At 44.2% G+C, this 13,603-nt stretch carries 11 protein-coding genes; 10 read left to right on the top strand and 1 reads right to left on the bottom strand.

The window, feature by feature from the left end:
* Positions 1-34: 34 nt before the first annotated feature.
* Positions 35-955 (bottom strand): DUF2971 domain-containing protein, encoded by a 921-nt coding sequence (locus AC438_RS12405; protein ID WP_053981584.1) that lies wholly within the window; start codon positions 953-955, stop codon positions 35-37.
* A gap of 152 nt (positions 956-1,107) precedes the next feature.
* On the opposite strand from AC438_RS12405, the gene AC438_RS12400 reads away from it, so the two are divergent.
* From AC438_RS12400 to AC438_RS12355, 10 genes are all read left to right on the top strand, one after another.
* Entirely contained in the window at positions 1,108-2,124 is a 1,017-nt protein-coding gene (locus tag AC438_RS12400; RefSeq protein WP_053981583.1) for an aspartate carbamoyltransferase, read from the top strand.
* 284 nt (positions 2,125-2,408) lie between these two features.
* Entirely contained in the window at positions 2,409-5,915 is a 3,507-nt protein-coding gene (gene dnaE, locus AC438_RS12395) for a DNA polymerase III subunit alpha (RefSeq protein ID WP_053981582.1), read from the top strand.
* Positions 5,916-6,004: 89 nt separating this feature from the next.
* Positions 6,005-6,430, top strand: coding sequence for a rhodanese-like domain-containing protein (locus AC438_RS12390; RefSeq protein ID WP_053981608.1), 426 nt, complete (start codon positions 6,005-6,007; stop codon positions 6,428-6,430).
* Positions 6,427-6,684, top strand: a complete 258-nt coding sequence (gene grxC, locus AC438_RS12385; protein WP_053981581.1) for a glutaredoxin 3 — start codon at positions 6,427-6,429, stop codon at positions 6,682-6,684. Before AC438_RS12390 ends, grxC begins: the two co-directional genes overlap by 4 nt.
* Positions 6,685-6,828: 144 nt before the next feature.
* Positions 6,829-7,320, top strand: coding sequence for a protein-export chaperone SecB (secB, locus tag AC438_RS12380; protein WP_053981580.1), 492 nt, complete (start codon positions 6,829-6,831; stop codon positions 7,318-7,320).
* A gap of 275 nt (positions 7,321-7,595) precedes the next feature.
* Positions 7,596-8,387: an acyl-CoA thioesterase gene (locus AC438_RS12375; protein ID WP_053981579.1), complete on the top strand. Its 792-nt coding sequence runs from the start codon at positions 7,596-7,598 to the stop codon at positions 8,385-8,387.
* A 16-nt stretch (positions 8,388-8,403) separates the two neighbouring features.
* On the top strand, positions 8,404-9,246 hold the full coding sequence (locus tag AC438_RS12370) for an AAA family ATPase (protein ID WP_053981578.1): 843 nt from the start codon (positions 8,404-8,406) through the stop codon (positions 9,244-9,246).
* Between the two features lies 1 nt (position 9,247).
* On the top strand, positions 9,248-10,420 hold the full coding sequence (locus tag AC438_RS12365) for a vWA domain-containing protein (RefSeq protein WP_053981577.1): 1,173 nt from the start codon (positions 9,248-9,250) through the stop codon (positions 10,418-10,420).
* A 552-nt stretch (positions 10,421-10,972) separates the two neighbouring features.
* Entirely contained in the window at positions 10,973-12,340 is a 1,368-nt protein-coding gene (locus AC438_RS12360; RefSeq protein WP_053981576.1) for an anti-phage deoxyguanosine triphosphatase, read from the top strand.
* Between the two features lie 311 nt (positions 12,341-12,651).
* Positions 12,652-12,987, top strand: coding sequence for a hypothetical protein (locus tag AC438_RS12355; RefSeq protein WP_053981575.1), 336 nt, complete (start codon positions 12,652-12,654; stop codon positions 12,985-12,987).
* Positions 12,988-13,603: the final 616 nt, after the last annotated feature.

The raw sequence follows: 13,603 nt of genomic DNA, 5'->3' as shown, positions 1-13,603 counted from the left end.
GCTTTGGGTGCGGGGTTTTTAAACAATGGCGTTATTATGTAATGATCTTGTGCTCTATTTGGTAAGTGTGTTTTGCGATGATGCATTGGTATATTTTAGGTGTGGGAATAAGATGAGTGGCGATGGCTAAAAGGTGTGTTTTGGTTGATTCACTACAGTTAACGCCTAAATAAAGGGCGGCAATACTCCCCGGCGCTAACACTTTTTCTTCTTGATAGGGGTGCGCTGTTTTTTGGAAACTGCTGTCTCTTGGGGTTAAGGCACGCCATTCACGCTCGGCTTGTAAATGCTTGGGCTTATGCAATAGGTTTTGCGTAAAGCGCTGATGGACTTGATTGTTATGGTTGTACAGTAAATCGGCCACTTGCTCTTTGACGGTGGTGAGCTGAATGCGCTCGGGGCTATAAGTCACCGGTTGCGCATGGTGAAGCTCATTTTCTGCATTAGGCGTGAGACTGATCGCTATACCTTGATGATGATCGGCAAATTGTGTCCATGCGCTGGCAACATGAGCCTCACTACAAAAGCAGCACACCCGAATAGACTCAGCAAATTGCTGCCACTGTTGTAGTGTGCTGTAGAGCTGCTCTTCTTGTTGTTCTACCCGTTTTCTGAGCAAGCCTTTTAATACCGCTTTGGCCTCTTCCGGAGTGTCGAAGCGCTTTTCATCGCGCCAACGGTTGATGGCGGAGATGAGTGGTGTATCGCCGATGGCTCTGTCATTATTAAAAATGAGCGAGCTAGCAACTTTGACTGTAGTGTCTAAAAGCTCATGATTATTGAAGGGCATTTCATATCGCCCGTTCATCTCAAACGGTGACCGGAAGCGGTTGGGGCTACTCCAGAGTAAACTGTGAGATTCTAGCGCTTGAATACCTGCGGCGGCATCCAGATATTTAATAAGGTGCTTGGGGCTTGTGGGTTGGCGGGAATCCTTTGAGGGCTCTGAAGTCACAGTCTTCTCTTATCAAAAAATCAATGTATGTCTACTTATCTTAGACTAGGCGGTTATGTTTGCGCTGTTTTTGATAAAATCTTGCGCAAATGCGGCGTGTCGTTAAAATACCGCCCATTCGATCTAGCCGTTGCCCACCCGAGGAGTCTTCAATGCAGCTATTAGGTGCACATATACTGTCTGTTAATCAATTTGAGCGTGGTGATATAGAAGGCGTCTTTAACGTTGCCGATGCTATGGCACCTTATGCCGCTCGTCAAAAAGTAACCCGTGTGCTAGAGGGTGCTATTTTAGGTAATATGTTTTTTGAGCCCAGTACTCGAACCCGTGTCAGCTTTGGCTGCGCTTTTAATTTACTTGGGGGAGATGTACGAGAAACCACCGGTTTTCAGAGCTCAGCGATTGCGAAGGGTGAATCGTTATACGATACGGCTAGAGTGCTGTCGGGCTACAGTGACGTGATTTGTATGCGCCACCCGGAGCCAGGTTCGGTGGCAGAGTTTGCTGAGGCGAGCCGAGTACCGGTTGTCAATGGTGGTGATGGTGCAAACGAGCATCCCAGCCAGGCACTCTTAGACCTTTACACGATACGCAAAGAGTTAGAGCATAAAGGCCGCGCTTTAGATGGCTTAAGAATCGCGATGATTGGTGATTTAAAACATGGTCGTACAGTCCATTCGCTCAGTACATTGCTGACGCTTTACCGCAATGTGCAAGTGACGTTGATTGCGCCTGATGAGCTGGCTATGCCGGAGAAGTATGTTGAAGCGTTACGTCAAGCTGGCCATCGAGTGACGATTTCATCGGAGCTTTCGAGCAGTATTGGCGAAGTGGATATTGTCTACTCGACACGCATTCAAGAAGAGCGCTTCACCTCAAAAGAAGAAGCTGACATGTACCGTGGCCGCTTTCGGTTAAATCAAGCTATTTATACCCAGTACTGCGAGCCGAATACGGTCATTATGCACCCGCTACCCAGAGATTCGCGCGCCGATGCTAACGAACTGGATAACGATCTAAATCAAAACCCTAATTTGGCGATTTTTAGACAAGCCGACAACGGAGTGCTGGTACGTATGGCATTATTTGCCCTCATACTCGGCGTTGAAAAAACAGTCGATGACTATGCCAAGCCGGTTAATTGGTACCATCGTCGCAGTGCGCCTTAATAGACCAGCCTCTTATAGACCAATGACCCTTAGGTCCAGGCTTGCGGGTCGCTTTCTAACTACTGGCCCACGGTAAATGCGGTTTTGCGCGGTTTGTGCTTGTTGTGCTGGCGCCTTGGTGACGGCAGTATCCTGGTCAACGAAAACCGTACCTAGTCTATGCGGTACTAGTGGTGGCGAGTCGGTAAAGCATGAGCGCCTTACATGAAGCGCTTGGCAAGTATCTAAAGCGCGATTAACTCGCTACAATGCTCAGCTTTACTTGATTGGCGCACTGTATCTTCATGTCTGCATCTTTTGTTCATCTTCGGGTTCGTACCGAGTTCTCCCTCGTCGATAGTATTGTTCGTATCAAACCTTTGGTTAGCACCGTGGCGAGTATGGGCATGCCGGCGTGTGCTATTTCTGATTTGACGAACTTTTTTGGTCTTATTAAGTTTTATAAAGCGGCGCAAAATGCCGGTGTTAAGCCGATTGGCGGGTGTGATTTTTTGCTGCGTGGCGAAGATGACGCTCCGCCTACGCTTTTCACCCTTTATGCAATGAATAATGAAGGCTATAAAAACATTATCGAGCTGATCTCGCGCGGCTATCAAAAAGGCCAGTATGGCGGTCAAGCACTTGTTTCTAAAGAATGGGTGACTGAGTGCAGCGATAATGTCATTGCCTTGTCGGGTGGCCGTGATGGTGAAATAGGCATGGCGCTAGTGGGCGACCGAGGCTCACAAGCGCAAGAGTATTGCCGTTGGTGGCGCGATACTTTTCCTAACCGATTTTATTTAGAGCTACAGCGTACTGGCCGCGCGAATGAAGAGTTTTATTTGCATGCGGCGGTGAATTTAGCCAGCGTGATGCAAGTGCCGGTTGTGGCAACTAATGATGTTCGCTTTTTAACGGCAGATCAATTTGATGTGCATGAAGCCCGTGTATGTATTGGTGAGGGGCGGGCATTGGATGACCCCAGACGTGAGCACCGCTATAGCTCTGAGCAGTTTTTACGTACCCCCGAACAGATGGCCGAGCTGTTTAGTGATATTCCTGAGGCATTACAAAATACGGTCGAAATCGCCAAACGTTGCAATTTAGATATTGAATTAGGGTCTTACTTTTTACCAGAATATCCAGTGCCTGAAGGCTCGACGGAGAATGACTTTTTTAGAGAGTTGTGCGCCAATGGTCTGAATCAACGCTTGGCGAAGTTAATGGATATCAGCGCCCCAGACTTTGCCCAAAAGCGCATTCCTTATGATGAGCGCTTAACATTTGAGCTGGATATTATTATTCAGATGGGGTTTCCTGGCTACTTTTTGATTGTCATGGACTTTATTCGCTGGGCGAAAGAGCATGATATTCCGGTAGGGCCTGGTCGAGGGTCGGGTGCGGGGTCGCTGGTCGCTTATGTGCTGGATATTACCGACCTTGATCCACTGGAGTACGACTTACTATTTGAGCGGTTTCTTAACCCTGAGCGGGTATCGATGCCGGATTTCGATGTCGATTTTTGCATGGATAATCGCGATAAAGTCATTGGTTATGTCGCTGATAATTATGGCCGCGACGCGGTCAGCCAAATTATTACCTTTGGTACCATGGCGGCCAAGGCGGTAGTGCGCGATGTGGCGCGGGCGCAAGGCAAGTCATACGGTTTAGCCGATAAACTGTCTAAGATGATTCCTGCCGACCCAGGTACCACCTTGAACAAAGCGTTTGATCAAGAGGAGCCTTTACGCGAGTTTTTAAAGGTTGACGAAGAAGCCCAAGAAATTTGGGAAATGGCGCTTCAGCTCGAAGGTATTACCCGTAACGTCGGTAAGCATGCTGGCGGTGTAGTGATTGCACCGACTAAGCTGGTTGACTTTGCGCCTTTATATTGCGATGAAGTCGGTGCAGGCTTGGTGACTCAATATGATAAAAATGATGTTGAAGATGCTGGTCTTGTTAAGTTTGACTTTTTGGGTTTGCGAACGCTAACAATCATTGATTGGGCCAAAAAGATGATTGATACGCGATTGGCAGCTAAAGGCGAGCCGCTACTCGATATTACGACGATTGACCTTAAAGATGCTGCCACCTTTCAGTTGTTAAAGCGCGCCGAAACGACGGCGGTTTTTCAGTTGGAGTCACGCGGGATGAAAGACCTCATTAAGCGTCTTCAGCCCGAAAACCTCGAAGAAATTATTGCGTTGGTGGCACTGTTTAGGCCTGGGCCTTTGCAATCGGGCATGGTTGATGACTTTATTAACCGTAAGCATGGCCGGGCCCCAGTAGCTTATCCCGATGCTAAATATCAACATGAGTGTCTTAAACCTATATTGGAGCCAACCTATGGCGTGATTGTTTACCAAGAGCAGGTGATGCAAATTGCGCAGGTATTGGCGGGCTACTCGCTCGGTGGCGCTGATATGTTGCGCCGAGCAATGGGTAAGAAAAAACCCGAAGAAATGGCCAAGCAACGCTCAACGTTCCAAGATGGCGCAAAAGATAATGGCATTGACCCCGAGTTAGCCATTAAAATTTTTGACTTGGTAGAGAAGTTTGCCGGTTACGGATTTAACAAGTCGCATTCGGCCGCTTATGCGTTAGTGAGCTATCAAACAGCCTGGCTTAAAGCGCATTACCCGTCACAGTTTATGGCAGCGACAATGTCATCGGATATGGATAAAACCGATAAGGTCGTAACCTTTATTGAAGAGGTACGCAACATGGGAATTACCCTGTTGCCACCCGATGTGAACAACGGCGATTTTCATTTTACGGTAGATGCCGACGATAATATTATTTATGGCTTAGGTGCTATTAAAGGCTTGGGTGAAGGCCCCGTAGAAGCGATTATCACTGCGCGTGCTGCTGGGCCCTTTAAAGATCTTTTTGACTTTTGCGAGCGCGTTGATGCCCGTAAAGTCAATAAGCGTGCATTAGAGGCCCTAGTGCGCTCGGGAGCCCTTGATAACATTGGCCCAAACGTAGATTACGATTATGACCGTGCAGTCCTGTGGGCTGCCATTAGCGAGGCGGTAAAAACCGCTGAGCAAAGTGCCAAAAATGCCAGTGCCGGAATGACCGACCTCTTTGGCTCGGTGGTGCCCGAGGATCAAAGTCGCGAAGATGCGTACCGCGACTTTAGGCAAGTTCGCAGGCAATCGATTAAAGAGCGTTTAAACGGCGAAAAAGACACGTTAGGTTTGTATTTGACCGGTCATCCTATCGACGAATACGACAAAGAGCTCAAGCATTTGGTGGGTACGCGTATTGTAAATGTTGTGCCCGATAAGAGTAAGCAAACACTTGCGGGTATGGTGGTGGCATTTAGGGTAATGAAAACCAAACGCGGTGACACCATGTGCTTTATTACCCTTGATGATCGTACAGGCCGTATTGATATTGCTATTTTTGCTGATACTTACAATAACTACCGCGATATTGTTGTAAAAGATGCCCTGCTGGTGGTAGAGGGGCAAGTTAGCAATGATGACTATAGTGGAGGCTTAAAAATGCGCGCTGATAGCATTCGCGGTTTTGAACAGGCGCGTGCAGCCAAGGCGCAAGGTGTACGCTTAAACCTTCATAAAACTGAGCTGCTCGAGCTAGGCGTCAAACCCATTACAGAGCTAAAAGAGGCATTGACGGGCTATAGTGGAGGCTCTTGCCCCGTACATATTCGTTACCATACGGGTTATGCAATGGGCGATATTACCTTAGGCACTCAGTGGCGTATTGAGCCTACAGACGATCTACTGCAGAAGTTACGAGGAGCCTTTGGCGCGCCAGTGGTTGAGGTTGTTTATCGCTAGCGTAATATCTGTTTCTAATCATGTATAATGCGCGCCCTTAAAGAGGCCGATTTAATTAATTTTTGTTATGAGGTAAACCTGTGGATTGGATGAGTTTTGTTACTGAACAATGGCTGCTAGTGTCATTATTGCTGGCGCTTGTCGCTGCATTTGTCACTGTTGAAAGCAAAAAGGGAGGTAAAACGGTGACTTATCATGAGGTGTCTCGTTTACTCAATAGCGATGCGGCTGTATTAGTTGATGTACGCGATAGTGCCGATTACAAAGCGGGCCACATTACTGGGGCTATTCATATCCCACACGCCTCGATGGCTACACGTACCGGTGAGCTGGCTAAATATAAAGCAAAGCAAATTATACTGGCTGATAAAATGGGCCAGCACGCCGGCCATGCCGGTAAAATATTGCGTGACGCAGGCTTTGATGTTGTGCGCTTACAAGGCGGTATGAGTGAGTGGTTAATGCAAAAGCTCCCCGTTGTTAAACCCGGTAAAAGTAAAGGGAAAAAATCATGAGTGTTGTAATGTATAGCAAGCAATATTGCCCCTTTTGCGTTATGGCTAAGCGCTTACTGGACAGTAAAGGCGTTGAGTTTAAAGAAATCAGTGTTGATAATGACCCCGTTATGATGAAAAAAATGATGGCCGACAGCGGGCAGCGAACTGTACCGCAAATCTGGATTGGCAGTACCCATGTTGGGGGTTACGATGATTTGGCTGCGCTGCACCAGCAAGGCAAATTAGATGCGCTTTTGGCTAGCGCGCAATAATCGCGAGTGTATTCGCGCGGTTGTTAAGGGTTGATACTTTATTAAGCTACCCCATATAGGGTTAACCTAATTGATTGAAAGCCTGATAAGCCGGCTTTCTTTTATGAACTAAAACCATTTTGAACTAAGATAGTAGGCAGTATCATGGCAGACGAAAATAACGCACAGGCGCAAGCACCGGCGCAAGGCCCGCAATTCATGCTTCAACGTATTTACTTGAAGGATATGTCTTTTGAAGCGCCACAAGGCGTAGAGGCATTTAAGCAGCAGTGGAACCCTAAAATTGGTCAAGACATCAATACAACCTCTACCAAAGTAGATGACAATCACTTTGAAGTCGTATTGAAACTCACCATCAATGTGACCATGGAAGATAAAACCGTATTCTTAGTTGAAGTTCAGCAAGCCGGCTTATTCTTAGTAAAAGACATTGAAGGCCAACAGTTAGCACAATTGCTTAACACTATGTGCCCACAAATCTTATTCCCTTATGCGCGTGAAGCGGTAGATAACTGCGCACTGAAAGGCAGTTTCCCCGCATTGGCTTTACCGCCTATTAACTTTGATGCATTGTTTGCCCGTGCTGTAGCACAGCAACAAGCCCAGCAAGAAGCCGCGTCTGAAACCACAAACTAATTATGCTAATAAAGCCCTTATTGATCGGGCTTTATTATAGTAGTACTAAAAACCACTTAAGGTCACTTGAGTGGTTTTTTTTCGTCTTGGGCTTATCTTGTCATGCACGATATACGAAGACTCAATACATGAGCGCGAAGTGAAAGGCCTATGGATTTTTTGGGAGGCAGGTGTAGTGGTAAACAACGACGTTACAATGTTAAAAGCCAACATGGCTTTGCAATTTCCCTTTAGATGATTAAAGTAGTGCGACCTTTTCACTTTAATATAAAACTATGACAACAATCGATTCGCTTTTAATACAGGCTAAGCAGGGGGCTCTGATGAGTGTGCCTGCGAGTTGGGGCCAGGGCCGTACGGTGTTTGGTGGCTTAAGTGCGGCACTGCTGAATCACGCGATGGTGAGCGAGCAAGCTGATGCTCGACCAATGCGTGTCCAAAATATTCAATTTATCGGGCCGCTGGCGGTCGATGAGCCTTTTAATGTACAGGTTGTGCATCTAAGGGCGGGTAAAAACGTTACGCAGCTTCAGGCTCAGCTAGTGCAAAAAGGTAAAATAGCGGTACAAGCTATGGCGGCCTTTGGTGCCGATCGCGAGTCAAAAGCCTGTTACCAGGCTGCGGCAGTAACTGCGCATTCGCCACCTAAAAAGCCCAATTGGATACCGCAAATCCCAAAGGTGACACCCAAATTCCATCGCTATATTGATTTGCGCATTGATGAAGGCGGTTACCCGTTTACGGGTAAGTCTGACCCTTATTACCGTGGTTGGATGCGTTTTTCGCAGCCGCCCCAGCACATGACTGATGCTCATATTTTGGCTTTAATTGATGTGTGGCCACCTGCAACATTACAATTATTAAAATGGCCGGCACCCGCGAGTACGTTGAGTTGGAATGTCGAGTTGACGCGCCCGCACCCTGTCATTAACCCTTCAGATTGGTTAGCTTACGAATGTAAAACTCGGCAAGCCGGGGGTGGATACACCCACGCCGAAGCCAGTATTTATGCACCTGACGGCCAATTATTAGGCCTTAGTCGCCAAACCATTACAGTCTTTGATTAAAGGTAGATACGACGTTATGAGTTTTAAAAGTACCGACAACTATATTGCCTCTAGCGAGTTGAGCACAGCCGTTAATGCGGCAGTGACACTTGAGCGACCTTTATTAATTAAAGGTGAGCCTGGCACCGGAAAAACACGCTTGGCCGAAGAGGTCGCTAAGTCTTTGGGTTTGGAATTGATTCAATGGCATGTAAAGTCGACCACCAAAGCACAGCAGGGTTTATATGAATACGACGCCGTGACGCGCCTGCGTGATAGCCAGCTAGGCGTGGACGGCGTTAATGATGTAGGCAATTATATTCGCCAAGGTAAGCTTTGGCAGGCGTTTAGTCGCGAACAGCGCTGTGTGTTGCTTATTGATGAAATCGATAAAGCCGATATCGAATTTCCGAATGATTTATTGGTTGAATTAGATCGCATGGAGTTTCATGTTTACGAAACAGGCGAAACGATCAAAGCCATTGAGCGCCCGATTGTGATTATTACCTCGAATAATGAAAAAGAATTACCTGATGCCTTCTTAAGGCGTTGCTTTTTTCATTATATTAACTTTCCCGATGCACAAACATTAAAAGCCATTGTCGACGTACATTACCCCAATGCTCAAAGTGCATTGGTTAAGCAGGCCTTAGAAATATTTTTTGATATTCGTAAGGTTAACGGGCTTAACAAGCGGCCTTCTACTTCGGAGTTAATCGATTGGCTTAAGTTATTAATTAGCGATGAACTCAGTGCCGAGCAATTAAAAAGCGGCCAATTAAAATCGGCATTGCCGCCGCTATTTGGGGCTTTGTTAAAAAATGAAAAAGACATACACTTGCTAGAGCGTTTAGCTTTTATGTCGCGAAGAGACAGCTAATATGCTTGTTCAGTTTTTATTGCATATGAAGCATTCCGGCATGAAAATCAGCACGACAGAGTGGCTTGATTTAATAGCGGCCTTGCAGGCGGGCGTTAGTGCAACGACAGTCGATGACTTTTATTTGTTGGCGCGTACCTGTACGGTGAAAGATGAAAGCCTATACGATAAATACGATCAAACTTTTAGTGCATTTTTTGACGGCGTGCGCGCCATGCCAGATCCTTTTAATTTTGATCTACCAAAAGACTGGCTCAATAATCCGACATTAAAAAATTTGAGCGAAGCACAAAAGGCCGCCATCGAAGCGTTAGGGGGTATTGAAAAGCTCATGGAAGTACTGAATGAGCGCTTAAAAGAGCAAAAAAAGCGTCATCAAGGCGGCTCTAAATGGATTGGTACCGGCGGTACAAGCCCCTTTGGCCACTCAGGTTATAACCCCGAAGGTATTAGAATCGGCGGCCCTGGTCGGCAGGGTAAAGCGGTGAAAGTGTGGGAAAAGCGTCATTATAAAAATCTCGATGGCGGTGTTGAGCTGGGTACACGCAATATTAAAATAGCCTTACGAGCACTGAGAAACTTTGCCCGTACAGGGAGCTCTGAAGAACTCGATTTAGAGGCTACAATTGGCTCGACAGCAAAAAATGCAGGCTTGCTCGACGTTAAGATGCGGCCTGAGCGCCATAATGCCGTTAAGGTATTATTGCTACTTGATGTCGGCGGCTCGATGGATTACCACGTGAAAGCGAGCGAGGAGTTGTTCTCTGCCTGTCAAAGCGAATTTAAACATCTTAAGCACCTTTATTTTCATAATTTTATTTATGATCATCTTTGGCAAGATAATCATATGCATCGCGATAACTTAACCGCTTTGAGTGATATTATTCATACTTACGGCAGAGATTATAAATTAATTTTTGTGGGCGATGCCGCAATGTCACCCTACGAAATCGCCGCGCCGTTTGGCAGTATTGATTTTTATAATGAGCACCCTGGTGCTTATTATTTTAAGCAGCTAACCGAGCATTTTGAAAAAACGATTTGGCTTAATCCTACCGCGCAAGAGCAGTGGCGTTATGTGCAAAGCATTGGCATGATTCAAAAAATGATGGATGATAAAATGTTTCCACTAACGGTTGAAGGCATTGCGCAAGGCATTAAGACTTTAACTTAGTCATAACATTTTTCGATAATACTCGAATAAATTTTTCAAAATAGAAACCCACTGTTAATAGCGCCCCGCGTATATTATATCTTGATGTATATCCCCCTAATGCCTTACCTGAATGATTCAAGATATCTAGGGTAAGGCTATTTTTTATGCCTATTCAATGTATAGATTTTAGTCTACAGCCCTCAATAATAATGCACCCCTCTTTTCTTATGGCTTTTAGAGCGCCTGCAAGCTTGCTGGCGAATCCATTTTAATGGCATTGAAATAATTTCATTATAAGTTAGCTAATGGCATATAAAGCCGCTTAATATTTTTAGCGGTATGGCACACTGTTTGTGTTTTTGGGCACATTTCTTGATTGTGACGCTTTTATTTTTTGTAAATATCGCATTGAAATTTATAGTTACTATTGAGTAGCTAGTTATTTTTAATGTTGTCCCTATAAAATTTATTTCTTAATTTTTTAGGTGAATAATATATTGGGGCTCTACCTATAGTTAGATTGCCTTGGTTAGATGATTAATCATTAATATGATAATAAAGGTGTTAAATATGGATGGTGAAGATGAAGAAAAGCGTCGTTTCAAGCAATCAGAAAAATCCGGTGACGTAAGAACTCCCTTTGATCGTGATGAGGCTCGGTTGATTCATTCGGCCGCATTTAGGCGGTTACAGTCAAAAACTCAGGTGTTAGGTTTAGGTGAAGGTGATTTTTATCGTACTCGATTAACCCATTCCATGGAGGTGGCTCAAATTGGGCGGGGGATAGTTCAATATATTAATAAAAGTGGGGAGGATAGATTTGAAAAATATAAAGAGGAGATGCCAAAGATTGAACTTATTACGGCTATTTGTTTGGCTCATGATATCGGCCACCCTCCTTTTGGTCATGGTGGCGAAGTAGCTTTAAATTATTGCATGAAAGAGCACGGAGGGTTTGAAGGTAATGCGCAAACATTAAGAATTTTGGGGTGTCTGGGTAAGTACACTGAAAAGCATGGTTTAAATCCTACAAGACGGATGTTATTAGGAGTACTAAAATATCCGGCGTCATATAATGATTTGGTTAATGAGCGCGCCTACCGAAAAGATGATGATTTGAATGCGCCGTATTGGTTGTTTAAGGCCGATACTCAAAAACCTCCGAAGTGTTATTATAATTGCGATCAAGAAATTGTCGACTTTATTTTCGAAACTGTTGATAATAAAGATTCTTCTAGATTTAAACAGCATAAAGCTAATGAAAATAATCATAGAAAAACATTGTATAAATCGTTAGATTCTTCGATTATGAATCTCGCTGATAATATATCTTATACCTTGCATGATCTTGAAGATGCGTTGTCATTAGGGATGATTAATCGTAAACAATGGGGAGGGCATTTTGAAAGCCATAAATATCTTTTTAATGATTTAAAGGATAAAAATCTATCTTATGATAATGCTACTGATGGGTTATTTGGTGATGAGAGTTATAAAAGAAAAGAATTTATCGGGATCTTAGTGCATTTAATGATTTCTAGTGTTGTCGTTAAACCCAATGGTTCGGGTTGTGAGGATCCATTACTAAACTTAGTGGTTGAGCTGGCGCCTGAAGTTGAAAAGCTAAGAGAGCATATTTTTAAATTGGTTTATGCTGTTGTGATTAAAAGTGATAGTGTTCAGCACCTTGAATTTAAAGGTCAAAAACTTATCGTTGAGTTATTTCAAGTTTTAACGAAAGATCCTGAGCGGTTTTTACCTGAATCCACTAAAAGAAGGTGGGAAAATGCTGCTTCAAATATACCTACTGGTGATGTTGAATCTGCGCAGATGAGAGTTATTTGTGATTTTATATCAGGTATGACAGATGATTATGCTGTTAAATTTTATGAGAAGTTATTTGTGCCTACTAAAGGTTCTATCTTTGATAGAATATAAAAATCTATCAACTTATATTGTAGCTATTCAGCTGAGCTGACAGGCATCGCATTGTAGGCTGCTTTTTTCTGGGTGTTAAACCGCCTGTAACGCTTATGTAGCGCACATAAATGGCTTGATCGGCCCAGCTAATGACCTGTTAGTGCCCAATTCGGTACCTATGAATAGTCACTTTATATTGTTTTTTAGTTTTCTGATTGCGGGTTGTAAGCCTGTGTGGCCACTTAATTTTAAGTTTATCGCTATGTTTGGTATTTTATCAAAAAATAAATTGCACATTAAATAGGTAGCCATTTAAAAAGGAATAGGTGATGCCAGATTTAAGTATGATGGGCGATAGGGTATCGATACTTAAAAGGAATGGAGTGCGTATTGATGAGGTAAACGCTTGCGTGCTGCGCGATATGATCATTATTAAGCGATCAGATATGATTATTGAGATGGGTGATTTGATCATAAGGCAGGCGTCAAATAAAGATAATGAGATTTATGAGGTGTTAAAGCCTGTTTTTTTTAAAGAAAGTCAGTTTTTTACTGCGAGTTATCACATTGAAATCAAAAGATTGAGTGTTTTTGAGGGTGAAAATATAATTCAAGATATTACTCAAAATATTTATGCTATTAGCGCCGGCGTTAACCCTGTTTGAGTGGTCGGTTAAAAAGTGATTTTGCGAATAATGGGGCTCAGACTGACACATTTCTTGGTTGGACTATTGGCTTTTTGATATTGATGGTAATTAGGATTTAGCAATGCGCTTTATCAGTTTTGCTGGGTAGCTGGTTACTGGTTGTCGATGTTATCGTGATTAGCCGACGGTCCTTTATATACCTTACCCCTGTATAAGAATATGCAATATGAGATGTAACTATTCAGTCGTATTTAAAAAATACTGGGTCGTTGCCCAGAGAATAGCTACGCTAATGCGTAGGTAGCGGTGACCTTTTTTAACAGGCTAAAAACAAGCCCCTGTCCCGGCAAAACGTTTTTGACATGGCGCCGCCGCGTATCGATTTCTCTGGCACGTTCAAGTCATCTTTGGGCACTCCATACGCGTTCCCGACGCATAAGGGCCTGAGAAATCAATCCCCGTCGGCTTTAAGCGCGCGTGCTGGTAAATTTGTTAAAACCAAATGATATTAGCTTTGAGTGTTTATGTCTGGAGGTTATTAAAAAGAGTGCCTGTCCTTGCAAGTGTTAGGCATCAATGACAAAGGTGGTTTGAACGACGTTATAGAACAAAATTATTCAAACCCACACCAATT

Source organism: Marinagarivorans algicola (genome assembly GCF_001292705.1).
GTDB classification, from domain to species: Bacteria; Pseudomonadota; Gammaproteobacteria; order Pseudomonadales; family Cellvibrionaceae; genus Marinagarivorans; species Marinagarivorans algicola.
The sequence above is the reverse complement of the archived record's forward strand: the minus strand, read 5'-3'. Positions and strand labels throughout refer to the sequence as shown.